Below are 23,033 nucleotides of genomic sequence, written 5' to 3'. Positions count from 1 at the left end.
CAGAGGCCGCATCACTCACTGTGACCGGACGCGCGCACGCCGTCTGTTCGGTGTCGCGCATAGAAGGTCCGGCATCGGCGGAGAAAGCACGTAGGCACGATGCAGCAGCGCACAGACGGCTGGTACCTCGGACCTTGCCTGAGAAGCGTGGCCGCGACGCTGCGCTGCTCCGGCCTGGTTGTCGATGTCTGTCCGCATCGTCGTGTCCAGGACCGGCATCATCCCGCCGGCCAACCGCTTTTCAGCCATCCACACAACGGCTCTGAACAGGATGGGTTCCATGCTGCGGCCGTCCAGGTAGGTGCGAACCAGGGATTCGGCGGCAAATTCGGAAGTGGTCATGGCGTTGCTCCATGCGCTGGGTGAACGCACAGGAAACAGTACTGCTGAACCGATTCCAGGTCCGTGCGGTGTCGCACACAGTGAGCGCTCGGGCTGGCCGGCGACGGCCTCCGCTTCCTGCACGACCCAGGCCTCGAAGACCTTGCTCATCTCCTGCGCACCTGCGGCTGGCCGTCGGCATCGCTCTCTTCCATCGCCTCGGCCTCTTTCACGATCCAGTCCTCGAAGACGCGCACCCGCTCGGGCAGCGGCGCCTGGTCGCGCCAGGCCAGGTAGTAGGCGCCCTCCGTGCGGACCTTCAGCGGGAAAGGCGCCACCAGCCGGCCCGAGGCCAGGTCGTCGCGCACGAAGGCATCGAGCGCGACCATCACGCCCAGCTGGTCGGCCGCGGCCTGGTAGGCCAGCGCGGCGTTCTCGAACTCGAGGCCGCTGTTGCCGTCGATCTGCGGCGCGCCGGCCGCGGCCAGCCAGGCCGGCCAGTCCTTGGGCCGGTTCATCGAGCACAGCAGCACGTGCCGCGCGAGGTCGGCGGGCTTGCGCAGCCGCGGGCCGCGCTCCAGCAGGCCCGGCGCGCACACCGGCACCAGCGTCTCTCCGAACAAGCGCCGCAAGCCCGAGCCCGCGGGCGGCTCGGGCTCCGAATGGATGCTCACGTCCACCTCCTCGCGCGCGAAATCGGCGCGCTCGTGCGAGGTGGTGATCTGCACGTCGATGCGCGGGTGCAGCGCATGGAAGCGCGCCAGCCGCGGCACCAGCCAGCGGATCGCGAAGGTGGGCGGCAGCTTGATGCGCAGGCGACGCTCGTCAGGGCGAGCCTGCAGCTGGCGCGTGCCGTAGTCGATCTGGTCCAGCGCCGCGCGCGCGGTGTCGAAGTAGCGCTGGCCCGCGGGCGTGAGCGCGATGCCGTGCCGGCCGCGTTCGAACAGCGCAAGATCCAGCCAGCCTTCCAGGGTGGCGATATGGCGGCTGACCGCGCCCTGCGTCACGCACAGCTCCTGCGCCGCGCGCGTGAAGTTGCCGCAGCGGGCCGCGGCTTCGAAGGCGCGCAGGGCGTTGAGGGGTGGAAGACGGCGGGTCATGGCTGGGCGAAGCCATGAGGTTTTTTCATGGGGTGCATGCCTTAATTGTGATTGCCGCGGCGTCGTCGCGTCCATAGCATCGACCCCATTACAAGTCCAGGAGACGAGCCCATGGTGACGATGAAGAAAGCGCATGCCTGCCTGCATGCCGGCCTGGCCGCCGCGCTGCTCGCCCTCGCGGGCGCCGCCGCGGCCGACAGCGCCTACCCCAGCCAGCCCATCAAGCTCATGGTGCCCTGGCCCGCCGGCGGTGGCGTCGACACCACCGCGCGCATGATCTCCGAGCCGCTGGCACAGAAGCTGGGCCAGCCGATCGTCATCGACAACCGCGGCGGCGCCGGCGGCAACATCGGCACCGAGCTCGCGGCCCGCGTCAAGCCCGACGGCTACAACCTGCTGATGGGCTCGATCAGCCCGAACGCGGTCAACCTGCATCTCTACAGCAAGCTGGGCTTCGACCCGGTGAAGGACTTCGCGCCCATCGTCTACGTCTCGGCCGTGCCGAACATCCTGGTGGTGCCGGCCTCCTCGCCCTACAAGACCGCCAAGGAGCTGATCGATGCGGCCCAGGCCAACCCCGGCAAGCTCAACTACGGCTCGGGCGGCGTTGGCTCCTCGCAGCACCTGGCGGCGGTGCAGTTCATGTCGGCCGCGAAGATCGACATCGTGCACGTGCCCTACAAGGGCACCGCGCCGGCCGAGGCGGACCTGGCGGCGGGCCACATCTCGCTGATGCTGGACACCACCACCTGCCTGCCCTTCGTGGCGAGCGGCCGCATGCGCGCGCTGGCCGTGGCATCGAAGAAGCGCAACCCGGCGCTGCCGAACGTGCCCACCTTCGACGAAGTGGGGCTGCCAGGCGTCTACGCCTCCTCGTGGTATGGCCTCATGGCGCCGGCCGGGACGCCGCGGCCCATCATCGACAAGCTCAACGCCCAGGCCAACGAGGTGCTGCAGTCGGCCGACATGAAGCGGCGCATGGCCGAGTTCGGCGCCGAGATCGGCGGCGGCACGCCGGAGGAGTTCGGGCAGTTCATCGTGTCGGAGATCAAGCGCTACGAATCGATCGTGCGGCTCTCGGGCGCCAAGCTGGATTGATGCCGATGCCTGATTCGCTGTCTCCCCGCACCCTGTTCGACAAGATCTGGGCGCAGCACGTCGTGATGCAGCGCGACGACGGCCAGAGCCTGCTCTACGTCGACCGCCACCTGGTGCAGGACGGCTCGGCGCCGGCCTTCCAGATGCTGCGCCAGCGCGGCCTGCCGGTGCGCCGGCCCGAGCTGGCCTTCGCCACGCCGGACCACTACGTACCCACCGCCTCGCGCGACCTGGCGCGCATTGCCGATCCGGAGAAGCGCGCGATGGCCCAGGCACTGGCGGACGACTGCGCGGCGTCCGGCATCCGCTTCTTCGGGCTCGACGATCAGCGCCAGGGCATCGTGCACGTGGTCGGCCCCGAGCAGGGCCTGAGCCTGCCGGGCATGCTGATCGTCTGCGGCGACAGCCACACCTCCACCCATGGCGCGCTGGGGGCGCTGGCCTTCGGCATCGGCGCCTCGGAAGTGGCGCATGTGCTGGCCACACAGACCCTGTGGCAGCGCAAGCCGCGCACGCTGCGCGTCAGCGTCGACGGCCGGCTCGGTGCGGGCGTCACGGCCAAGGATCTCATCCTCGCCATCATCGGCCGCATCGGCGCCGCGGGCGCGACCGGCCATGTCGTCGAGTACGCCGGCAAGGCGATCCGCGCGCTGTCGATGGAAGCGCGCATGACCGTGTGCAACATGTCCATCGAGGCCGGCGCGCGCGCCGGGATGATCGCACCCGACGACACCACCTTCGCCTGGCTGGCCGGCCGCCCGCAAGCGCCCAAGGGCGCCGACTGGGACGCCGCGCTCGCGCGCTGGCGCCAGCTCCCCGGCGACGAGGGCGCCGCCTTCGACCGCGAGCTCGCGCTGCATGCCAACGAGATCGCGCCCATGGTCACCTGGGGCACGAGCCCCGAGGACGTGTTGCCCATCTCCGGCCGCGTGCCCGACCCGGCCCAGGCCGGCGACGCCGACCGGCGCGCAGCGATGCAAGGCGCCCTCGCCTACATGGGCCTCGCGCCCGGCCAGCGGCTGCAGGACATCGCGGTGCAGCGCGTCTTCATCGGCTCCTGCACCAACGGCCGCATCGAGGACCTGCGCAGCGCCGCCGCGGTGGCGCGCGGCCGCCGCGTGGCCGAGGGCGTGGAGGCCTGGGTCGTGCCCGGCTCCGGCCTGGTCAAGCAGCAGGCCGAGGACGAGGGCCTGGACGCCGTGTTCCGTGCAGCCGGCTTCCAGTGGCGGCATGCGGGCTGCTCGATGTGCCTGGGCACCAATGGCGACCAGGTCGCGCCGGGCCAGCGCTGTGCCTCCACCTCCAACCGCAACTTCGTCGGCCGCCAGGGACCGGGCGCGCGCACCCACCTGATGAGCCCGGCCATGGCCGCCGCGGCCGCGGTGACCGGGCGGCTGACCGACGTGCGCGGCCTGCTGCCGGCGCATTGAGGACGAGCCCCATGCAAGCCTTCACCCAGCTCGATGCCGTGGCCGCGCCGCTGCCCCGCATCAACGTCGACACCGACCAGATCGTGCCGGCGCTCTACCTGCAGAAGCCGCGCGCTGCCGACTTCGGCGCCTTCCTCTTTCGCGACGTGCGGCACGATGCGCAGGGCGCGCGGCGCGCGGACTTCCCGCTCAACGATCCGGCGTATGCGCAGGCCCGCATCCTCGTGGCCGGCCGCAACTTCGGCTGCGGCTCCTCGCGCGAGCATGCCGTGTGGGCGCTGGCCGACGGCGGCTTCCGCGCGGTGATCGCGCCGAGCTTCGGCGACATCTTCTTCTCGAACGCGCTGAAGAACGGGCTGCTGCCCGTGCGCCTGTCCGAGCGGCGCGTCGAGGCGCTGCTGGCCCTGCTGCAGCGCGAGCCCGGCACGCACCTTCGCATCGACCTGGCCGCGCAGCGCGTGCATGCGGGCGACGGCGGCTGCGATGCCTTCGAGATCGATCCCTTCGCGCGCCACTGCCTGCTCGAGGGCCTGGACGAGCTGGACTACACCCTCGGCCAGTCCGGGCGCATCGAGGCCTTCGAGCGCGAGCGCGCCTTGTCCCTGCCACCTCTCCCATCTGCCTGAAGAAAGAGTTGTCCTCCATGAAGATCGCAGTGTTGCCCGGCGACGGCATCGGTCCCGAAGTCACGGCCGAGGCCGTGCGCGTGTTGAAGGCCGTGCTGGGTTCCAGCCAGGCCGTGGAGCTGGTGGAAGCGCCCATCGGCCAGGCCGGCATCGACAGCGCCGGCGACCCGCTGCCGGAAGCCACGCTCCGGATCGCGCGCGCCGCCGACGCCATCCTGTTCGGCTCCGCCGGCATGCCCGGCGACGAGGCCATTCCCTTCGCCATGCGCCCCGGTGCCAGCCTGCTGCGGCTGCGCCAGCACCTGGGCCTGTTCGCCAACTTCCGGCCGGCCTTCCTCTTTCCCGAGCTCATCGGCGCTTCCACGCTCAAGCCGGAGGTGATCGAGGGCTTGGACCTGATGATCCTGCGCGAGCTCACCGGCGACGTCTACTTCGGCGAGCCGCGCGGCAGCGGCACCAACGCGCGCGGTGAGCGCGAGGCCTTCAACACGATGCGCTATTCGGAGCCCGAGGTGGAGCGCATTGCGCACGTGGCCTTCCGCACCGCGCGTGCGCGCAAACGCAAACTGTGCTCCGTCGACAAGGCCAACGTGCTGGAGGTGATGCAGCTGTGGCGCGAGGTGGTGACACGCGTGGGCGCCGAGTATCCGGATGTCGAGCTCACGCATCTCTTTGTCGACGCGGCGGCGATGCAGCTGATGCGGGCGCCTAAGCAGTTCGACGTGATCGTCACCGGCAACATCTTCGGCGACATCCTCTCGGATGCGGCCGCGATGCTGACGGGCTCGATTGGTATGCTGCCCTCGGCCTCGATGGCCGCCGGCACGAAGGGGCTGTACGAGCCGGTGCACGGCACCGCGCCCGACATCGCCGGCAAGGACCTGGCGAACCCGCTCGCCGCCATCCTCTCGATGGCGATGATGCTGAGGTATTCCTTCGGCCTGGCCGAGCAGGCGGACCGCGTCGAGGGCGCGGTGCGCCGGGTGCTGGCGGAGGGTCTGCGCACCGGCGACATCTTCCAGGGCGGCTGCCGCCGCGTGGGAACGCGCGAGATGGGCGAGGCGGTGGTGGCGGCAGTGCGGGGCTGACCGACGGCTCGGTCCGCGTGCTGTCGCCGCTCCCGTCCAGCAGTGGCCGGCTTCAGCGCGCCAACATGGCCTTGAGCTGCGCGTACGCCTTCGGGTCCTCCTGCCGCAGCGCCTCGATGTCCTTCTGCAGCCGTTCCAGCCTGGGCAGTCGCGCGTTCTCCTTGATCTGCGCCACGTCCTTCACCAGCGCCAGGAACTCCTCGATGCGCCGATCGTCCTTCGCGCTTGCCGGCAGGCGCTCCACCAGCACCGAGAGCGCGTCCATCAGCCGCCCGATCTGGCGCCCGTAGCTGTGCTGCTGCAGCACGTCGCGCTCGATAGCGGGGGCCGAGGAGTTGTTGTTCGTGACATTGATCAACGACCAGCCCGGATTGATCGGCTGGATGAGCGATTGCGGTGCGGCCGGCGGCCACGGCCAAGGCGGCACGGTCCAGTTCCACCACCCGCTGCGGGCGGCGCCGAAGTCCGCCGCGCCGCTGTTCTCTGCTGCTGCCATACGTCCTCCTGCCCGGCGCATCGTGCGCCACGCGCATCGTAGTCCAGTGGCCTGCGCCGTATCATCCGCAACGAGGGGGAGCGCATGTCCCGCAAACCAGTGGCCCTCGCCAAGCTCTCGCGACCGCGGCTGCACGACGTGCTGCCGCGCACGCGCCTCCATGCCCTGCTCGACAAGGCGGCCAGGCGCCCCGTGGTCTGGCTCTGCGCCCAGCCCGGCGCCGGCAAGACCACGCTGCTGGCCGGCCACCTGGAGGCACGCAAGCGCGGCGGCATCTGGTACCAGGTCGATGCCGCCGATGCCGATCCCGCCTCCTTCATCTATCACCTGCGCCTGGCCGCGGCCGGCACATCCGCGCAGCTGCCGCTGCTGACCCCCGAGTACCTGCCCGACCTGCGCGGCTTCGCGCGGCGCTTCTTCCGCGACCTGTTCGCCGGCCTCGGCGAGGACGCCGCCGTGGTGCTCGACAACTTCCAGGAGGTGCCCGAGGATTCCTGCTTCCACGCGATCGTGGCCGAGGGCATGGCCCAGGTGCCGGCGGGTATCAATGTCTTCGTGCTCAGCCGAGCCGAGCCGCCGGCGGCCTATGCCGCGCTGCTCGCCGGCAATGCGCTGGCGCTGGTCGACGGCGAGCCGCTGCGCCTCACGCCGGCCGAGACACGGGCCATCGCGCGCAAGCGCGGTGTGCTGGACGAGGCGCAGGTCGATGCGCTGCAGACGCGCTCGCACGGCTGGGCGGCGGGGCTCACGCTGCTGCTGGCGCGCACGCCCCGGCAGGCCGCCGCCGACGAGGAGGACGAGGCCGAATCCCTGCAGCATGTATTCGGCTACTTCGCGCAGCGCGTGTTCGACGGCGCGGTGCCGGAGCACCGGCAGGCGCTGATGCAGCTGGCCTTCCTCCCGCTGATCACGGTCCCGCTGGCCGAGCGGCTGACTGGGCTGCAGGGCGTGGACCGGCTGCTCGACCACCACTACAGGCGCCACCTGTTCACCGACCGGCGCCGGGTCGCAACGCCCGGTGCCAGCTACGTGTTCCAGTTCCATGCGCTGTTCCGCAGCTTTCTGCAGCATCAGGCGCGCACGGCCTGGAGCGCCGCCGAGCTCGGCGCACTGGCAGGTCGCGCGGCGCAGGCGCTCGAGGGGGAGGGGCACTGGGAGCAGGCCTTCGCGCTGTTCGCGGAGGCCGGCGGCGGGGAGGCCTGCGCACGGCTGGCCACCGCGCATGCCGAGAGCCTGCTCGAACAGGGCCGGCGCCAAACCTTGATCGACTGGCTTGCCCGCATCCCGGAGCCGGCGCGCGAACGCGAGCCCTGGCTGGGCTACTGGGAAGGCCGCGCGCTGATGGCGACCGCGCCGGAGCGGGCTCTGGAGCGCCTGCAGGCCTGCCACCTGCGCTTCGCGGACCAGGCGGACGAGGTGGGTCAGCTCGCCTGCGGCGCGGCGGTGGTGCAGACCTTCTGGCATGCGCGCCTGGGCTGGTCCGAGATCACGCCCTGGGTCGATCGCCTGGAGCCGCTGATGATCGGCGAGCCGGTCTTTCCCTCGCGCGGCATCGAGCTGCTGAGCCTCTCGGCCCTGCATGCCGCGCTGGCCTTCTGCCGGCCCGCGCATCCGGCAGTCCGGACGCTGGGACCGCGGCTGCTGGCGCTGGTCGACGATGCTGCCGTCGACTGGAACCAGCGCCTGGTCACCGCCACGCACCTGATCACGTATTTCCACAACGCGGCCGAGCATGCGCTCGCACTGCGCCTGATCGGCAAGGTCGACCCTGCCGTCGAGACCCTGCCCGCCAGCGCTCTCAACCGCGCCTACTGGTTCGTCTTCCGCGCCTTGCACGACCTGCGGCAGGCCGACTTCGACGCCGCCGCCATGCGCTTCCAGCGGGCCGAGGACCTGGCGCGCGAGGACGGGCTGGCGCATGCCGAGTTCGCCGCGCTGCAGTTCCGCGCCTACCTCGACCTGACCTTCCGCCGCGTTGCCGAGGCCGAGGCCCGCATCGCGCGCATGGAGGCCCACCCGGCGCGCGGGAGCCCTGATGCGGAGATGAACTTCTTCGTCGCCAGCACCATGCTGGCGCAGCTCAAGGGCGAAATCCGGGCGGCGCTGGCCTTTGCGCACCGCGGCCTCGAAGCCGTCGAGCGCGTCGCCGCCGCCTACTTCCAGGCCGTGTTCCCGGTGCTGTTCGCGAGCGCCCTGGCCGACGGCGGCGAGGCCGAGCGCGCGATGGCGATCGTCGAGCGCGCACGCCTCTTGTCGCGCGGCAGCTACCTGGAAGCGATGGAGGCCCAGCTGCTATTGGAGGAGGCCTACATCGCCCACGTGCAGGGCGATGCCGAGCGCGCCCTGGCGCGGCTGGCCGAAGGCTTCGCACTGGCCGCCGCCGACCGTACCCGCGCGGCCTATGCGCACCGGGCGGTCACGCGCAAGCCGGTGCTGCTGCACCTGGCGCTGGCGGCAGGCATCGAGACCGAGTTCGTGCGCCGGATGATCCGGCACTGGCGCATCGCGCCCCCGGCGCAGGAGGCCGCGCAGTGGCCCTGGCCGGTGCGCGTGTACACCCTCGGCGAATTCGAGCTGCTGGTCGAGGACCGCCCCGTCGAATTCGGCCGCAAGGCGCCGCGCAAGACGCTGGCGCTGCTCAAGGCCATCATCGCGCGCGGCGGCAGCGTACACGAGGGCGTGCTGGTCGACACCTTCTGGCCCGACGAGGTCGGCGACGCGGCGGCGCGTTCGCTCGCCGCCGCGGTGCGCCGCCTGCGCGCGCTGCTAGGCGAGGACGAGGCGGTGGTCCAGCAGGGCGGACAAGTCTCGCTCGACCGTGCGCGGGTCTGGGTCGATGCCTGGGCCTTCGAGCGCGCCCTGGCGGCGGCGCACGTCGCCCCCGACGGCGAAGGCGCCGCGCTGGGCGAGGCCCTGGCCCTCTACCGTGGCGCCTTCCTGGCCGAGGAGGAAGGCGAGAGCTGGCCGGTTGCAATGCGCGAACGCCTGCGAGGCAAGTTCATCCAGGTCGTGGCAGAGCATGCCGGCCGGCTGGAGGCCGCGCAGCGCGACGAGGAGGCCATCGCCTGGTACCTGCGCGGACTGGACGCCGACAACGTGGTCGAGCCCTTCTACCAGGGCCTGATGCGCTGCTACCACCGGCTGGACCGGCTGCCTGAGGCGGTCAGCAGCTACCGCCGGCTCAAGCAAACCCTGTCGGTCACGCTCAACCTGCCGCCTTCGGCCGGAACGGAGAAGCTCTACCAGGCCCTGCGTCTGGGTTGAGCGCGCCCGGCACCTCGCGCGCTCAGCGCACGAAGCGCCCTTCCGGCGTCACCCGAACCATCTCGATGAAGCGCGACCCGGTGCCGTTGCCGGCCGTGAAGTCGATGTCCATGCCGGCCAGCCGGAGCTTGAAGGCCCGCAGCGCCGCATGCAGGCGCGCGCGCGTCAGGTCGCGGCCCGTGCGCTTGAGCGCCTCGATCATCACCAGCCCGTTCAGGTAGCCCTCGAAGCTGCCGTAGCCCACCGGCACCTGTGCGCGTTCCGCCAGGCGGCGGTAGTCGCGCGCCACGGTCTCCACCTCGCCCCAGGGATAGGGCATCACCTGCGAGATGGCCAGGCCGCTCCCCTGCAGCTGGACCACTTTGGCCGTGACCTCGCCAGGCACGATCGACATGCCGTAGAACATCGGCTTGTTGCCGGCGGCGTAGGTCGCCTTGATCACTTCGCCGGCCACTGTGCCGGCCAGGTACATCAGCACGGCTTGAGGCTGGCTGTCCGCCAGCGTCTTGCCGACCTCGGCGGCGTTCGAGCCGTCGGCCTTCACCGAGAGCGCGGCCACGGGCGCGAGCTTGTGGGTGGTCATGGCGGCCCCGATCAGCTTGACTGCCTCGGCGCCGCCAGGGTTGTCGAGGTGAGCGATGGCGATCTTGTTGATGCCGACGGTCGTCAGATGCTCGACCAGGGCCTGCGCCTCGCGCGCATTGCTGGCGCGCACGAAGTAGGCGGAGCCCGCGACGCGTTCGCGCGCCGTGTCGGCCACGCCGTAGCCGCCCACGCTGGGCGCGCCGCTTTGCTGCAGCAGCTTGGCCGCGGCGGCCGTGGTGCCGGAGCCGACGCAGCCGAAGAAGGCGAACACGCGGTGGTCGTTCAGCAGCTTGGTGTAGTTCTCGACCGCCTTCTCGGGCTTCAGCTCGTCGTCGAGCGCCACCAGCTTGATCTTGCGGCCGCCGATGCCGCCCTGCTCGTTGACGGCGTCGAAGGCGAGGCCGGCGCCGTTGTGGACCACCTTGATCTGCGAGCCGAGCGGGCCGCTCAGGACGGCGGAGCTGCCCAGCACGATCTCGCCGTCGCTCACGCCGTTCTCGGCGGCCCGCGCGGACGACAGCGGCACCAGGCCGGCGGCAAATGCCGCGCTGGACGCGACAAAACTTCTGCGTTGCATGAAACGAATCCTCTTCCCGGGTAGTGGTTATGTTGAATAAGGATTGGAAGTGGGGCTTGAAGCGTGCCCGGTCAGGGTTTACCCATCCCGCCCCGGGCTTATTTCACGCTGTCGCATGCGGCAAAAAGGCCGGCGGCGGTGCTTTCGTCGCCGGCCGCACGCCCGGTTCGCGAATAAGTAGCCAATAAGTAGGGACCCTCTTTTCACACTGACTCCTCATCGAAAGGAGTCGCCGTGAGAGAGATACGCAGCTACCTGATCCGGGTCTACCGCCACGAGGCCGAGTCGCTCGCCGGCGTGGTGGAGGACGTGCAAAGCAGCCGGATCGTCCCCTTCCAGTCCCTGGCCGAGCTGTGCGAGGTGCTGACCGGCCGGCGCCGCTTCGCGCGCCGCACCGCGCCCCGCCGGAGGGCCGCTCCATGAGCGCCGCCCGGCCGCCCGAAGGCGCTCGCACCCCAGCCGAAGGCGAAGGTACTCCAGTGATTGCAGCCCTGCACCCGGTGCATGCGCGCGCCCAAGGCGACCCCGCCGAGGAATTCAAGTGCGTCTGCGACTTCATGCGCCTGTACGCGACGCTGCGCTTCTACCAGCTGGCGCTGCTGCTGGGGACCACGGGCAGCCTCATCACCGCGCTGTCCTCGAACGCCGTGCGCACCAGCTTCGCCCGCGCGGAGTTCCTGAAGACCGGCGGCTTCGTGGTCACCCTCGCCTTCCTGGTGATGGAGTTCCGCGCCACGAGCTACTGGCACGGCCTGCGCGATCGCGGCAATGCGCTGGCCCGGCAACTGGGTTTTCAACCCTTTCCCACGCCGTCGCGCTGGCACCCGCTGACCACCAGCGGCGCCGGCTTCTACCTGCATGCCTTCGTCGCCGCCCTGTGGCTGGCGAGCCTGTTCCTGCGGCTGCAGCCCGGCGCGTGAGCACCCCTTTCCCCAACCACCCCAAGGAGACTCGCCATGACCAAGACCTTTTCCACCCTCGTCCTGTCGCTCGGCCTCGTCGGCGCCGCCTGCCTGGCGCATGCGGCCGGCGGCACCGCCCCGGCCATCTATCCGGCCAAGGGCCAGAGCGCGAAGCAGCAGGACAAGGACAAGTTCCAGTGCTACGCCTGGGCCCGCGAGCAGACCGGCTTCGACCCGGCCCAGCCCGCGACCGCCTCGGCGCCCGCTTCCGGCATGCCGCCCGGCGCCATGGCCCGCGGCGCGGCCGGCGGTGCGGCGATTGCCGCCATCAGCGATCACGACCCGGCCGGCGGCGCCGCCGCCGGTGTGCTCGGCGCAGCGGTGCGCGCACGCATGAAGGAGCGCCAGGCCGCGCAGCAGCAGCAGGCCGCGCAGGCGCAGCAGAAGGCCGGCTACGACCGCGCCTTCAAGGCCTGCATGGAAGGGCGCGGCTACGTGCTGCGCTGAGCCGATGTCCCTGGACGACGACGAGGAGCTACCGATGAATTCCAGTACCGCGCTGGCCCTGCTCGGCGCCGCCCTGCTGGCCGGCGGCTGCGGCCAGAAGAAGGAGCCGGCCCATGAGGAAGTCCGTCCCGTGCGCAGCATCGTCGCCGGCCAAAGCAGCGGGCCGGTGGGCGCCACCTACTCGGGCCAGGTGCAGGCCCGCTACGAGAGCAAGCTGGGCTTCCAGGCCTCGGGCCGCATCGTGGCGCGGCTGGTCGAGATCGGCAGCCACGTGAAGCGCGGCCAGCCGCTGATGCGCCTGGACCCGGCGCAGGAGTCGCTGCAGGTGGTCGCCGCGGTGGCCAGCGTCGACGCGGCCAGGAGCCGCGTGGCGCAGAACCGCGTCGACCTGCAGCGCACCGAGCAGCTGCTCGCGCGCAAGTTCGCCTCGCAGGCCGAGGTGGACCAGCAGCGCTTGGCGCTGGCGGAATCGGAATCGCAGTTGAAGTCGGCCATGGCGCAGCAGCAGATCCGCGTCAACCAGCGCGGCTACACCGAGCTGCTGGCGGACCGCGACGGCGTGGTCGCGGCGATCAACGCCGAGGCCGGCCAGGTAGTCTCCGCCGGCCAGCAGGTCGTCACGCTGGCGGCCGACGGCGAGCGCGAGGTGCTGGTCAGCGTCCCCGAGTCGCGCGTGGACGAACTGCGCCGCGCGAAAGCCCTGCAGGTCTCGCTGTGGGCCCAGCCGGGCCGGCGCTACGAAGGCGCGCTGCGCGAGCTGGCGCCCGATGCCGACAGCGTGACGCGCACCTACTCCGCGCGCATCGCGGTGAAGGACGCCGACCGCGCGCTGATGCTGGGCATGACGGCCTCGGTCTTCCTGCCCGACGTGGAAGGTGCATCGGCTATCTGCCTGCCGCTCACCGCCATCCACCACCGCGACGGCCAGCCGGTGGTCTGGGTCATCGACGCCGCGAGCGGCCGGGTGGCGCCGCGCCCGGTCGCGCTCGGTAGCGCGCAAAACGACAGCGTGCTCGTGGCCCATGGCCTGCAGGGCGGCGAAACCGTGGTCACGGCCGGCGTGCACATGCTGCACGAGGGGCAGAAGGTAAAGCTGGCCGCGGCACCTTCAGGAACGGCAGGAGCGCAGCCATGAGCCGTATCAACCTCTCGGAGTGGGCGCTCGAGCACCCGCAGATGATCGCCTTCCTGCTGCTCCTGCTCGGCCTGTCCGGCGTCTTCGCCTTTGGCCGCCTGGGTCAGAAGGAGGACCCCGAGTTCACCGTCAAGACCATGGTGGTGCAGGCCTCCTGGCCCGGCAGCTCGGCGCAGCAGATGGCCGAGCAAGTGGCCGACAAATTGGAGAAGAAGCTGCAGGAGATCGCCGAGATCGACTACACCAGCAGCTACGCCAAGCCCGGCGTCACGCAGATCAAGGTCAACCTGCGCGAGGACACGCCGCCGCAGGCCGTGCCCCAGGTCTGGTACCAGGTGCGCAAGAAGCTGGGCGACATCCAGGCCTCGCTGCCGCAGGGCGTGCGCGGGCCCTTCTTCAACGACGAGTTCGGCGACACCTTCGGCAACCTCTACGCCATCACCGGCGAAGGCTTCGGCTACGCGGAGCTGCGCGACTACGCCGACGCGGCGCGCAACGAGTTCCTGCGCGTGGCCGACGTCAACAAGGTCGAGCTCGCCGGCGCGCAGGACCCGAAGATCCACGTCGAGGCCAGCAACGCAAAGCTGGCCTCGCTGGGCATCGACCCGGCGCTGATCGCGTCCACGCTGGCCGCGGCCAACACGGTGGAGGCCGCCGGCACGGTGCAGACCGCGTCGGAGCAGCTGCGCCTCGCGGTGAGCGGCGAGTTCGACTCCGTCGAGAGCATCCGGAACATGGGTATCCGGGCCGGCGGGCGCAGCTTCCGCCTGGGCGACATCGCCGAGGTGCGGCGCGGCGTGGTGGACCCGCCCACCTCCAAGATGCGCTTCAACGGCCGCGAGGCCGTGGGCCTGGCGGTGAGCATGCGCAAGGGCGGCGACGTCATCCGGCTCGGAGAGCAGCTCACGGGCACCGTCGCGCGCATCCAGGCCAACCTGCCGGTGGGCGTGGAGATCCATGCGGTGTCCGACCAGCCGCGCGTGGTCGCGGAGTCGGTGCACGAGTTCAAGAAGAGCCTGCTGGAGGCCGTGGCCATCGTGCTGGTGGTGAGCTTCTTCTCGCTGGGCCTGCGCACCGGACTGGTGGTGGCGCTCAGCATCCCGCTGGTGCTGGCGCTGACCTTCCTCGTCATGTATGTGCTGGGCATCGAGCTGCAGCGGATATCGCTGGGCGCGCTGATCATCGCGCTGGGCCTCTTGGTGGACGACGCGATCATCGCGGTGGAGATGATGGCGCTCAAGCTGGAGCAGGGCTGGGACCGCTTCCGGGCCGCCACCCACGCCTACACCGCGACCGCCTTCCCGATGCTCACCGGCACGCTGATCACCGCGGCGGGCTTCCTGCCGGTGGGCTTCGCCAAGTCGGGCGCAGGCGAGTACGTGTTCTCGCTGTTCCAGGTGGTGGGCATCTCGCTCATCCTGTCGTGGATCGTCGCGGTGCTGTTCACGCCCTGGATCGGCTTCAAGCTGCTGCGCGAGCAGCCTCACGCGGCCGGCCACGACGAGGACGCGATCTACCAGCGCGGCTTCTACCGGCGCTTCCGCGGGCTGGTCGAGCTGTGCCTGGTGCATCGGCGCTGGGTGATCGGCGCCACCGTGCTGCTCTTCGCCGGCGCGATGACGCTCTTCGGCGCGGTGCCCAAGCAGTTCTTCCCGGCCTCCGACCGGCCCGAGCTGATGGTCGACCTCTGGCTGCCGGAGTCCGCCACCTTCGAGGCCAGCCAGCGCGAGGTCGAGGCGCTGGAGGCGCAGCTGAAGGCCGACCCCGACGTCGTGGCCGTCACCAGCTACGTCGGCACCGGCAGCCCGCGCTTCTACCTGCCGCTGGACGTGCAGACGCCCAACCTCAACCTGGGCGAGCTGATGGTGATGACGAAAGGCGGCGAGGCGCGCGAGCGCGTGCTCGCGAAGATCCAGCAGCTCTTCGACGACGGCTTCCCGCTGGTGCGCGGGCGCGTCAACCGGCTGGAGAACGGGCCGCCGGTGGGCTACCCGCTGCAGTTCCGCGTGTTCGGCCAGGAGCCGCAAAAGGTGCGCGCCATCGCCGAGGAGGTGGCCGCCATCCTGCGCGCCGAGCCGCACGTGCGGCGCGTCAACCAGGACTGGGGCGAGCGGCTCAAGCGCGTGCGCGTGGACATCGACCAGGACAAGGCGCGCCAGCTCGGCATCAGCTCGCGCCAGGTCAAGGCGGCGCTGCAGGGCTCGCTCTCGGGCACCTCGATCACGCAGTACCGCGAGGGCGACAAGGACCTCGACGTGGTGGCGCGCCTGATCGCGCCCGAGCGCACCGACCTCAACAACCTGAAGGACGCGCGCATCTACCTGCGCGACGGCAAGTTCGTGCCGGTCTCGCAGGTGGCGCACCTGTCGCTCGACAGCGAGGACAGCGTGCTGTGGCGCCGCAACCGCGTGCCCACGCTCACGGTGCGCGCCGACGTGGCCGGCGCCGAGGCGCCCGACGTCGCGCTGGCGCTGAAGCCGCGCATCGCGCAGCTGGCCTCGGGCCTGCCGCTGGGCTGGGGCATCGAGGTCGGCGGTGCGCTGGAGTCGAGCAGCAAGTCGCAGGCCTCGATCTTCGCGGTGATGCCGCTGATGGCCGCGGCCGTGCTGCTGCTCCTGATGGTGCAGTTGCAGGACCTGAAGAAGACGGCGCTGGTGCTCCTCACCGCGCCGCTGGGGCTGATCGGCGTGGCGGGGATGCTCTTCGCCTTCCGCATTCCCTTCGGCTTCGTCGCCATGCTGGGCGTGATCGCGCTGGCCGGAATGATCATCCGCAACTCGGTGATCCTGGTGGTGCAGATCGACCAGGACGTGCAGGGCGGCGTGCCGCTGTGGACGGCGATCGTCGAGTCCGCGGTGCGCCGCATGCGGCCGATCATCCTGACCGCGCTGGCGGCCATCCTCGCGATGGTGCCGCTCACGCGCTCGGTCTTCTGGGGACCGATGGCCTGGTCGATCATGGGCGGGCTCTTCGTCGCGACCCTGCTCACCCTCCTCTTCCTGCCCGCGCTCTATGCCAGCTGGTATGGCGCCCGGCGGCCGGCCGCCGCATGACCACTGCCCCGACGGGATCGACGATGAACAAGCGCTCTCTCCTTTTCTTCTTCATGCAGCGCAGCGCCCTGGCGGCGCTGCTCGCCGGCCTGTCGGGCGCGGGCTTCGCGCTCGACCTGGTCGCTTCCTACGAGCACGCCCTGCGCGCCGACCCGACCATGCGCGCGGCCGACCAGGCGGTGCTGGCCGGCCGCGAGAAGGCGGTGCAGGGCGATGCCCTGCTCAAGCCGCAGGTCTCGCTCTCGGCCAGCCTGACGCGCGTGAGCGAGAAATCCACCGTCAGCACCGCCACGGGCAGCTCGCAGACGGACGCCAGCGGCAACGTGCGCCAGCTGGCGGTGCAGCTGGTGCAGCCGCTCTACGACGCCAAGGCCAGTGCCGACAAGAAACAGCTGTACCAGCAGACCGCGCTGGCCGAGGTCGGCTGGCGCGATGCGCAGCAGGACCTGGTGCGGCGCGTGGCCGAGGCCTACTTCAACGTGCTGCTGGCGCGCGAGACCCTGCGCGTCGCGCAGGCCGAGAAGACCGCGGTGGCGATGCAGCGCGACCGCGCGCAGGCGCGCTTCGACGTCGGCCGTGGGCGCATCACCGACCTGCAGGAGGCGCAGGCGCGCTACGACACGGTGCTGGCCCGCGAGGTCTCCGCCCAGAGCACGCTGGCGCTGCGGCAGGCGCAGTACCGCGAGCTCACCGGCGTGCCCGCCGAGGGCCTGGCCGCTCTGCGCGCGGGCTTCGTGCCGGTGCCGCCGCAGCCCGACAACCTGGAGGCCTGGCAGACCATTGGGCTGGACCGCAACACGCGCGTGCAAGTCAGGCAGGGCGAGCTCGTCATCGCCGGCGTGGAGATCGACAAGTACAAGCTCAGCAGCCGGCCGACCGTGGACCTGGTCGCCAGCCTCAGCCGCAAGGGCCAGAACGGCAGCCTCTCGCCGGCGGTTTCGCCCGACAGCGCGCGCGGCGCCAGCGTGGGCGTGCAGCTCACGGTGCCGCTCTACACCGCAGGCGCTCTCGACTCGCGCTGGCGGGAATCGATCGCGCGCAAGAATCAGGCGGAGCAGGAGCTCGGCGCGGCGCAGCGCGACGCCCGCCTGCAGGTGCAGGACGCATTCCTCGCGGTGAAGACCGGCGTGGCGCGCATCGGGGCGCTGGAGCAGTCGGTGCTCTCCGCGCGCACTGCCCTCGAGGCCACCACGCTGGGCCGCGACCTCGGCACCCGCACCGAGCTGGACGTGCTCGATGCGCAGCAGCGCCTCTACACGGCCGAGCTGGACCTCGCGCAGGCGAAGAACGACTATCTGCTGGGCCGCGTCCGGTTGGCCTCGGCGGCCGGGGAGTTGCGCGAGGACGATCTTCGCGCGCTCAATGGCTATCTGGTTCGCTGAACCCGGCGGACCAGTGCGGTGGCACAAGACCAAGGAAGGAGACACACCATGGATTGCGATGTCCTCATCGTCGGCGCGGGCCCCACTGGCCTGATGCTGGCCAACCAGCTCGCGCGCCGCGGCGTGCGCACGCTGATCATCGACCGCCATGCCGGCCCCGCGCGCGAGACACGGGCCCTGGGCGTGCAGGCGCGCACGCTGGAGATCTATTCGAAGCTGGGCGTCGTGGATCGCGCGCTCGCGCTCGGCAAGCGCGGCGACGGCGCCAACATGTGGGCGGAGGGCCGCCGCATGGCGCGCGTGCCGCTGGCGGACGCCGGGGCGCGGCTCACGCCCTATCCCTACATCCTGGTGCTCGGGCAGGACGACAACGAGAAGATCCTGGGCGAGCGGCTGCACGACTTCGGCCTGTCGGTGCAGTGGAACACGGAGCTGCTGGCCCTCACCCAGACGCCTGAGCGCGCCGTGGCCACGCTCAAGCAGCCCGACGGCAGCCTGCGCGAGATCGAGGCCGCCTGGGTGGCCGGCTGCGACGGCGCCCACAGCGCGGTGCGCGAGCAGAGCGGCATCGGCTTCCCCGGCGCGCCCTACGAGCACGTGTTCTTCGTCGCCGACGTGCAGGCCACCGGCAGCATGGTGCCCGACGAGGTCAACGTCTACCTGTACAAGGAGGGCTTCCACCTGCTGTTCCCGATGCGCGGGCAGGACCATTGGCGCCTGGTCGGCATCCTGCCGCCGGCACTGCGCGACAGGGAGGGTGTGCGCTTCGATGACGTGATCCCCTCGGTGCGCGAGGAGGCGAGCGCCGGGCTCGCCTTCAAGGAATGCAGCTGGTTCTCCACCTACCGCATCCATCACCGCAGCGCGTCGCGCTTTCGCGAGGGCCGCGCCTTCGTGCTCGGCGACGCGGCGCACATCCACAGCCCGGTCGGTGCGCAGGGCATGAACACCGGATTGCAGGACGCCTACAACCTGGGGTGGAAGCTGGCGCTGGTCACGCAGGGCCGGGCCGACGCGGCGCTGCTGGATTCGTACGAGGTCGAGCGCCTGCCGGTCGCGCGCCGGCTGCTGGACACCACCGACCGCGGCTTCAAGCTGGTGGTGTCGGACAGCTGGTGGGCCGGCCTGCTGCGCACCGAGGTGCTGGCGCGCGTGGGCGCGCTCGCGATGGGCCGGCCGCGCATCCAGCAGACGGCCTTCCGGGTGATCTCGCAGATCGGCATCAACTACCGCGCGAGCGCCCTGTCGGTGTCGCTGGACGACCCGCCCCAGGGCGCGCCCCGCGCGGGCGATCGCTTTCCGTGGATGCGGCTGCGCTTCTCGGCGGACGGGCCGCAGGAGGACCTGTTCGACAAGCTCGACGACCTGCATTTCCATCTGCTCGTGTTCGGGCAGCCGGCGCCGCAGGAGCCCCTGCTGCTTCCCGCCGAGCTGGTGCGCATCCACGCCGTGCCTTCGGACCCCGACAACGCTGCCGAACTGGCACGGCAGAAGCTGCCGGTGCCTTCGTTCTATTTGTTGCGGCCCGACGGGTATGTGGCGCTGTGCGGCGCGCAGCTCGACCTCGCGGCCCTCGCGCGCCATGCGGCCGGGCCCTTGGGCTTGCGAACGCTCCCTCTTGGATAGGTCGCCGCGCTTAGTGCCGGATCGTCATGACGGCTTGTATTCCCAAGGGTTGATCATCGGCGCGTTGGTTCGCGCAAAGTGCTTCACGTTGCGAGTGACGATCGTGAGCTGGCGAGTGATGGCGGAAGCCGCGATGTACGCGTCGGCCGCAGAGATCTGATGCTTCACCACCAGCGTTGCAGCCATGGCTGCAACACTGCCGTCGAGGTCGATGATGCGCTCGGCAAACTCGACCAGTACCTGGCCAGTCAGCCACGCGCGGAGGATGGCGCCTTGCGCAGCATCCGCGCGCTCTTTTTGCTGCACCCCCAGCTCGAGGTCGTAGACAGTGAGGGCCGAGAGAAAGGTTTCGTCCTGGACGATGGCGCTCGCCCATGCGACAACGGCCGGAGAAGCCTTCTCCGGCCTCCGAAGCTCGGAAATGACGTTCGTGTCGAGCAGGAACATCAGCCGAGATCCACGCCGCGCGAATCGATGCTGCCCCGCGGTGGATCAAAGGCGATGTCGTCAGCCGGCCCGCGCTGGGCAACGGCCTGCAGCAGCGACTTCGCGCGGCTGCCTTTGAGTGCTTCGTAGTCCCGATAGGTCAAGAGGACGTGCGAGCGCACGCCGCGATCCGTGATGACCACGGGGCCCTTGTCGGCCTGTTTTTTCAGGCGGCTAGCGTCGCGATTGAACTCGCGGCTGGAAACTTCGGTGACGTTCACGAAGGATCCTCCTTGTGATGTACGTACACAGGATAGTACATATGCAGGCACATTTCGCGATGAAAAGGGGAAATGATTGGCCTCGCGTCGCGGCGCGGCGCGGCGAGCGCTGACAATTCGGACGAACAACCGCGGAGAGGGAGCAAGTCGATGAGTTCAATCAAGCTGACGCGCTGCGTCGCCATCGCCCTGTTCGGGCTGCTCGTGCTGGCGGGCGCGTGGCGGCCCGCCCAGGCCGGCACCACCAGCGCCTTCACCCTGTCCCCCCAGAGTTACTCCGGCTCGCGCGAGCGGCAGTACAAGGTCTACGTGCCCGACGGCATCGCCACCCCGGCGCCGATGGTGATGGCGCTGCACGGCTGCCAGCAGACGCACGACGACGTGCTGCGCGACTGGGGGCTCACGGCCGCGGCCGACCGCTTCGGCTTCATCCTGGTCGCGCCCTTCATCACCAGCTACGACGGGCTGCGCAACACCAACTGCTGGGGCTTCTGGCTCGACCAGCACCGCCACCAGGGCCGCGGCGAGCCCGAGGACCTGCACCAGATCGCGCGGCAGGTAGAGGCGCGCTTCGGCATCGACCCGCGGCGGCGCTATGTCACCGGGCTGTCCTCGGGTGCGGCGATGGCGGTGGTGCTCTCGGTCACGCACAACGAGTACTTCGCCGCGGCGGCCAGCGCCTCGGGCCTGCCTTATGGCGAGGATGCGGCCTCGGTGTCTTTCTCGGGCTGCCCCGGCAACGCCACCTTCCACGCGGTGAGCCAGGTGGTGGGCGACATGCGGCGCGAACGCAATGCAAGCTACGCGATCCCGCTGCTGGTGCTGCAGAACAACCAGGACTGCACCGTGATCCAGCCCGCCGGCCGCAACCTGCGCGATGCGCAGCTGCAGCTCAACGGCGATGCGGCGCATGACACGCCGGCCGAGGCGCTGGCGCGGCAGCGGCCCTGCACGCCGGTTAACGGGCCGGACTACGGCTGCCAGCAGAGCTTCTACACCGTCGATGCGCAGCCCGCCAGCCGCTCGCTTGTGGAGACCGTGTTCTACAACGGGCCCACCGCCACGCCCGCCCCCGGCGACACCGACCACGGCCACTACTGGATCGGCGGGCAGGCGGGCCGCGACGGCAACTGGGCCCTGCAGCGCGGGCCGAGCTATCCGGACATCGTGTGGGATTTCTTCTCGCGCCATGCGGCCGACACCGGCGGCCCTGCGCCGCCGCCTCCACCGCCCCCACCACCGCCCAGTTGCACCAGCGTGGTCGCCGCGCCCGGCGCGCATGTGGGCGCGGGCCGCGCGACCTTGGGCGGATTCTTCAACCTGCGCGCGATCAGCACGGGCGACCTGCGCGACATCGGCTTCGCCTGGGACTACTTCTTCACGAGCGTCGCCCTCCACCAGGGCGCCGATGGCCGCTGGTTCGTGCAGCCGCCGGCCGGCTGCGGCTGAACGACGAGCTCAGCCGCGCGCGGCTGCGCCGGCCACGGCTTCCTCGGGCCGCTCTTCGCGCCCGTCCGGATGCCGCGCAAAGCGCGCCGGACTGCGCCCATGCACCGGCGCGATGTCGCCCCATGGCCAGCCGCCGAACTGCGTACTGCGGTAGTCGGCCATGGCCTGGGCGATCTCGGTCTGCGTGTTCATCACGAAGGGGCCGTACTGCGCCACCGGCTCGCCGATGGGGCGGCCCTGCAGCACCAGGAACTCACTCTCCTCGTCGCCGTTGATGAGCTCCACCCGCGCGTCCGCGCGCAGCTCGATCGAGACATGGTGGTCGACCGGCTGCCCCGCCACGCTGACCGAGCGGCCCTTGAAGAAGTACAGCGTGCGTCGCGTGCCCTCGCCGGTCGCGGCCGGCAGCATCCAGCAGGCCTGGGGCTCCATCTTCACGGTCCAGATGGCCAGGTCCGCATCGGGCTGCGCGGCCCATGAATCGGGTGGCGGCGCCAGCGGACCGCCGGCGCCCGGCTCGCCCTCGATCGGCGCGATGCGCCCGGCAATGCTCGCGACCTCGGTCGAGCGGCCCTCGCCGTCCATGGCGGTGAAGCGGGGAATGTCCTCGGCCCAGAACATCGTGAAATGCGGCTGCGCCATCTTGTTGCGCGCCGGCAGGTTGAGCCAGATCTGGAACAGCTCCAACGGATTGGGCGCGGCCTTGTCGAGCAGCGGGAACATCTCCGCATGCACGATGCCGCGGCCGGCGGTGAGCCATTGCACATCGCCACCGCCGAAGCGCGCCGTGGCGCCCAGCGAATCGGAGTGGTCGATCAGGCCCTTGCGCACCAGGGTCACGGTCTCGAAGCCGCGGTGCGGGTGGCCCGGGAAGCCCGGCACCGTCGTGCCGTGGTACATGCTCCAGCCGTCCTTGCGGCTGAAGTCCTGGCCCAGGTCGCGGCCGGCCAGCGGGGCTTCGGGGCCCATCTGCGCGTTGGCGCGCGGGTAGGCGTCGTCGTGGTAGGCGCAGAAGAGGAAGGGGTCGACGGTCTTCCAGGGGAAGCCCAGGGCTTCGATGCGGACGATGGGGCTGGCGGTGCTCATGATGTTTTTCCTGCTTGACAGTGGCTCATTCTGTTCCGATCGATGCGACGGAATGTGGTTCGCCTCAGATGGGGACGATGCGGCCCGGGTGAAGTGCCGGCCGCAGGACGCTGTCGCCCCGGCAGCGCAACGATCTGCGGGCCCATTGCGCTTCTGTTCGACGAATAGGCGTCGGCAGGGCGGGCCCACAATTCCGGCGCGTACCAGCGCCTTCAAGCCCGACGCGGCAGGCAGCGGCGAGAGAGACCGTCGCGATTTCCACGAGCACAACGACATGGACCAGCAGCCACTTCAGCAGAGTTACCCGGACCGCCGCCATGGGGATGGCGGCGTCCCTACCCGCAGCATGCGCACCCAGCCCTTGGCGCTGGTGCCGGCGGCGGCGTGGCGTCCTGCGCGAAGCCGGCTGACGCGCTTCGCCGTGCCCTTCCTGGCCGTGCTCGGCTACTACGCGCTGGGCGTCGCCACCTTCGCGGTGATGGCCGCGGGCAACGTGCCCGGCGGCGGTGACGTGCCGCAGCTGGCCTGGTACGCCACCGAGATCACCAGCCCGATCGCCTTGGCCATTGCGCTGGCGGCCGGGCGCTGGTGGGTCTGACAC

21 protein-coding genes are annotated in these 23,033 nt (G+C 70.6%); 14 read left to right on the top strand and 7 right to left on the bottom strand.

What is annotated here, in order from left to right:
• Window positions 1–15: 15 nt before the first annotated feature.
• A complete protein-coding gene (locus AC3A6X_RS27620) occupies window positions 16–492 on the bottom strand; it encodes a hypothetical protein (RefSeq protein ID WP_487845141.1) in 477 nt (158 codons plus the stop codon).
• The gene (gene gcvA, locus AC3A6X_RS27615) at window positions 489–1,421 is read right to left on the bottom strand and encodes a transcriptional regulator GcvA (RefSeq protein ID WP_487845140.1); all 933 of its coding nucleotides are present in this window, start codon (window positions 1,419–1,421) and stop codon (window positions 489–491) included. Before gcvA ends, AC3A6X_RS27620 begins: the two co-directional genes overlap by 4 nt.
• A 111-nt stretch (window positions 1,422–1,532) precedes the next feature.
• Here gcvA and AC3A6X_RS27610 point away from each other — a divergent pair, with 111 nt between their 5' ends.
• The 4 genes from AC3A6X_RS27610 to leuB are packed head-to-tail and all read left to right on the top strand — an operon-like array spanning window position 1,533 to window position 5,663.
• Window positions 1,533–2,519: a Bug family tripartite tricarboxylate transporter substrate binding protein gene (locus AC3A6X_RS27610; protein ID WP_487845139.1), complete on the top strand. Its 987-nt coding sequence runs from the start codon at window positions 1,533–1,535 to the stop codon at window positions 2,517–2,519.
• Complete coding sequence (gene leuC / locus AC3A6X_RS27605; RefSeq protein WP_487845138.1) at window positions 2,519–3,949, top strand: 3-isopropylmalate dehydratase large subunit; 1,431 nt, start codon at window positions 2,519–2,521, stop codon at window positions 3,947–3,949. The genes AC3A6X_RS27610 and leuC overlap by 1 nt, the downstream gene beginning before the upstream one ends.
• A gap of 11 nt (window positions 3,950–3,960) precedes the next feature.
• On the top strand, window positions 3,961–4,575 hold the full coding sequence (gene leuD, locus AC3A6X_RS27600) for a 3-isopropylmalate dehydratase small subunit (RefSeq protein WP_487845137.1): 615 nt from the start codon (window positions 3,961–3,963) through the stop codon (window positions 4,573–4,575).
• Between the two features lie 17 nt (window positions 4,576–4,592).
• A complete protein-coding gene (gene leuB / locus AC3A6X_RS27595; RefSeq protein WP_487845136.1) occupies window positions 4,593–5,663 on the top strand; it encodes a 3-isopropylmalate dehydrogenase in 1,071 nt (356 codons plus the stop codon).
• Between the two features lie 52 nt (window positions 5,664–5,715).
• Here leuB and AC3A6X_RS27590 read toward each other — a convergent pair whose 3' ends face one another.
• Window positions 5,716–6,159 (bottom strand): hypothetical protein, encoded by a 444-nt coding sequence (locus AC3A6X_RS27590; protein ID WP_487845135.1) that lies wholly within the window; start codon window positions 6,157–6,159, stop codon window positions 5,716–5,718.
• Between the two features lie 84 nt (window positions 6,160–6,243).
• Between AC3A6X_RS27590 and AC3A6X_RS27585 the strand changes: the two genes are divergently transcribed.
• A complete protein-coding gene (locus AC3A6X_RS27585; RefSeq protein ID WP_487845134.1) occupies window positions 6,244–9,423 on the top strand; it encodes an AfsR/SARP family transcriptional regulator in 3,180 nt (1,059 codons plus the stop codon).
• A 22-nt stretch (window positions 9,424–9,445) separates the two neighbouring features.
• Here AC3A6X_RS27585 and AC3A6X_RS27580 read toward each other — a convergent pair whose 3' ends face one another.
• The gene (locus AC3A6X_RS27580; RefSeq protein WP_487845133.1) at window positions 9,446–10,585 is read right to left on the bottom strand and encodes an ABC transporter substrate-binding protein; all 1,140 of its coding nucleotides are present in this window, start codon (window positions 10,583–10,585) and stop codon (window positions 9,446–9,448) included.
• 234 nt (window positions 10,586–10,819) lie between these two features.
• Between AC3A6X_RS27580 and AC3A6X_RS27575 the strand changes: the two genes are divergently transcribed.
• From AC3A6X_RS27575 to AC3A6X_RS27545, 7 genes are read left to right on the top strand one after another with little or no spacing between them, the layout of a single operon-like run.
• Complete coding sequence (locus AC3A6X_RS27575; RefSeq protein WP_487845132.1) at window positions 10,820–11,008, top strand: hypothetical protein; 189 nt, start codon at window positions 10,820–10,822, stop codon at window positions 11,006–11,008.
• Window positions 11,005–11,505, top strand: coding sequence for a hypothetical protein (locus AC3A6X_RS27570; protein WP_487845131.1), 501 nt, complete (start codon window positions 11,005–11,007; stop codon window positions 11,503–11,505). Before AC3A6X_RS27575 ends, AC3A6X_RS27570 begins: the two co-directional genes overlap by 4 nt.
• A 36-nt stretch (window positions 11,506–11,541) precedes the next feature.
• The gene (locus AC3A6X_RS27565) at window positions 11,542–11,994 is read left to right on the top strand and encodes a hypothetical protein (protein WP_487845130.1); all 453 of its coding nucleotides are present in this window, start codon (window positions 11,542–11,544) and stop codon (window positions 11,992–11,994) included.
• Between the two features lie 34 nt (window positions 11,995–12,028).
• On the top strand, window positions 12,029–13,129 hold the full coding sequence (locus AC3A6X_RS27560) for an efflux RND transporter periplasmic adaptor subunit (RefSeq protein WP_487845129.1): 1,101 nt from the start codon (window positions 12,029–12,031) through the stop codon (window positions 13,127–13,129).
• Window positions 13,126–16,182: an efflux RND transporter permease subunit gene (locus tag AC3A6X_RS27555; protein WP_487845128.1), complete on the top strand. Its 3,057-nt coding sequence runs from the start codon at window positions 13,126–13,128 to the stop codon at window positions 16,180–16,182. The genes AC3A6X_RS27560 and AC3A6X_RS27555 overlap by 4 nt, the downstream gene beginning before the upstream one ends.
• A 23-nt stretch (window positions 16,183–16,205) precedes the next feature.
• Window positions 16,206–17,564: a TolC family outer membrane protein gene (locus tag AC3A6X_RS27550; RefSeq protein WP_487845127.1), complete on the top strand. Its 1,359-nt coding sequence runs from the start codon at window positions 16,206–16,208 to the stop codon at window positions 17,562–17,564.
• Between the two features lie 48 nt (window positions 17,565–17,612).
• Entirely contained in the window at window positions 17,613–19,190 is a 1,578-nt protein-coding gene (locus AC3A6X_RS27545; protein ID WP_487845126.1) for an FAD-dependent oxidoreductase, read from the top strand.
• A gap of 24 nt (window positions 19,191–19,214) precedes the next feature.
• On the opposite strand, the gene AC3A6X_RS27540 is transcribed toward AC3A6X_RS27545, so the two are convergent.
• Together AC3A6X_RS27540 and AC3A6X_RS27535 are read right to left on the bottom strand one after the other, a co-directional pair.
• Window positions 19,215–19,637: a PIN domain-containing protein gene (locus tag AC3A6X_RS27540; RefSeq protein WP_487845125.1), complete on the bottom strand. Its 423-nt coding sequence runs from the start codon at window positions 19,635–19,637 to the stop codon at window positions 19,215–19,217.
• The gene (locus tag AC3A6X_RS27535) at window positions 19,637–19,897 is read right to left on the bottom strand and encodes a type II toxin-antitoxin system Phd/YefM family antitoxin (protein WP_487845124.1); all 261 of its coding nucleotides are present in this window, start codon (window positions 19,895–19,897) and stop codon (window positions 19,637–19,639) included. Before AC3A6X_RS27535 ends, AC3A6X_RS27540 begins: the two co-directional genes overlap by 1 nt.
• A gap of 150 nt (window positions 19,898–20,047) precedes the next feature.
• On the opposite strand from AC3A6X_RS27535, the gene AC3A6X_RS27530 reads away from it, so the two are divergent.
• Window positions 20,048–21,346: an extracellular catalytic domain type 1 short-chain-length polyhydroxyalkanoate depolymerase gene (locus tag AC3A6X_RS27530; protein ID WP_487845123.1), complete on the top strand. Its 1,299-nt coding sequence runs from the start codon at window positions 20,048–20,050 to the stop codon at window positions 21,344–21,346.
• Between the two features lie 9 nt (window positions 21,347–21,355).
• On the opposite strand, the gene AC3A6X_RS27525 is transcribed toward AC3A6X_RS27530, so the two are convergent.
• Window positions 21,356–22,432 (bottom strand): pirin family protein, encoded by a 1,077-nt coding sequence (locus AC3A6X_RS27525; RefSeq protein ID WP_487845122.1) that lies wholly within the window; start codon window positions 22,430–22,432, stop codon window positions 21,356–21,358.
• Window positions 22,433–22,706: 274 nt separating this feature from the next.
• On the opposite strand from AC3A6X_RS27525, the gene AC3A6X_RS27520 reads away from it, so the two are divergent.
• Window positions 22,707–23,030: a hypothetical protein gene (locus AC3A6X_RS27520; RefSeq protein WP_487845121.1), complete on the top strand. Its 324-nt coding sequence runs from the start codon at window positions 22,707–22,709 to the stop codon at window positions 23,028–23,030.
• Window positions 23,031–23,033 lie beyond the last annotated feature (3 nt).

It is taken from the genome of Variovorax sp. Soil_C_12 (assembly GCF_057657375.1).
The sequence above is the reverse complement of the archived record's forward strand: the minus strand, read 5'-3'. Positions and strand labels throughout refer to the sequence as shown.

Bases quoted from the DNA above. Each gene is read 5' to 3' on its own strand.
- AC3A6X_RS27620 (WP_487845141.1), bottom strand. From the start codon at position 492: ATGAGCAAGGTCTTCGAGGCCTGGGTCGTGCAGGAAGCGGAGGCCGTC.
- gcvA (WP_487845140.1), bottom strand. From the start codon at position 1,421: ATGACCCGCCGTCTTCCACCCCTCAACGCCCTGCGCGCCTTCGAAGCC.
- AC3A6X_RS27610 (WP_487845139.1), top strand. From the start codon at position 1,533: ATGGTGACGATGAAGAAAGCGCATGCCTGCCTGCATGCCGGCCTGGCC.
- leuC (WP_487845138.1), top strand. From the start codon at position 2,519: ATGCCGATGCCTGATTCGCTGTCTCCCCGCACCCTGTTCGACAAGATC.
- leuD (WP_487845137.1), top strand. From the start codon at position 3,961: ATGCAAGCCTTCACCCAGCTCGATGCCGTGGCCGCGCCGCTGCCCCGC.
- leuB (WP_487845136.1), top strand. From the start codon at position 4,593: ATGAAGATCGCAGTGTTGCCCGGCGACGGCATCGGTCCCGAAGTCACG.
- AC3A6X_RS27590 (WP_487845135.1), bottom strand. From the start codon at position 6,159: ATGGCAGCAGCAGAGAACAGCGGCGCGGCGGACTTCGGCGCCGCCCGC.
- AC3A6X_RS27585 (WP_487845134.1), top strand. From the start codon at position 6,244: ATGTCCCGCAAACCAGTGGCCCTCGCCAAGCTCTCGCGACCGCGGCTG.
- AC3A6X_RS27580 (WP_487845133.1), bottom strand. From the start codon at position 10,585: ATGCAACGCAGAAGTTTTGTCGCGTCCAGCGCGGCATTTGCCGCCGGC.
- AC3A6X_RS27570 (WP_487845131.1), top strand. From the start codon at position 11,005: ATGAGCGCCGCCCGGCCGCCCGAAGGCGCTCGCACCCCAGCCGAAGGC.
- AC3A6X_RS27565 (WP_487845130.1), top strand. From the start codon at position 11,542: ATGACCAAGACCTTTTCCACCCTCGTCCTGTCGCTCGGCCTCGTCGGC.
- AC3A6X_RS27560 (WP_487845129.1), top strand. From the start codon at position 12,029: ATGAATTCCAGTACCGCGCTGGCCCTGCTCGGCGCCGCCCTGCTGGCC.
- AC3A6X_RS27555 (WP_487845128.1), top strand. From the start codon at position 13,126: ATGAGCCGTATCAACCTCTCGGAGTGGGCGCTCGAGCACCCGCAGATG.
- AC3A6X_RS27550 (WP_487845127.1), top strand. From the start codon at position 16,206: ATGAACAAGCGCTCTCTCCTTTTCTTCTTCATGCAGCGCAGCGCCCTG.
- AC3A6X_RS27545 (WP_487845126.1), top strand. From the start codon at position 17,613: ATGGATTGCGATGTCCTCATCGTCGGCGCGGGCCCCACTGGCCTGATG.
- AC3A6X_RS27540 (WP_487845125.1), bottom strand. From the start codon at position 19,637: ATGTTCCTGCTCGACACGAACGTCATTTCCGAGCTTCGGAGGCCGGAG.
- AC3A6X_RS27530 (WP_487845123.1), top strand. From the start codon at position 20,048: ATGAGTTCAATCAAGCTGACGCGCTGCGTCGCCATCGCCCTGTTCGGG.
- AC3A6X_RS27525 (WP_487845122.1), bottom strand. From the start codon at position 22,432: ATGAGCACCGCCAGCCCCATCGTCCGCATCGAAGCCCTGGGCTTCCCC.
- AC3A6X_RS27520 (WP_487845121.1), top strand. From the start codon at position 22,707: ATGGACCAGCAGCCACTTCAGCAGAGTTACCCGGACCGCCGCCATGGG.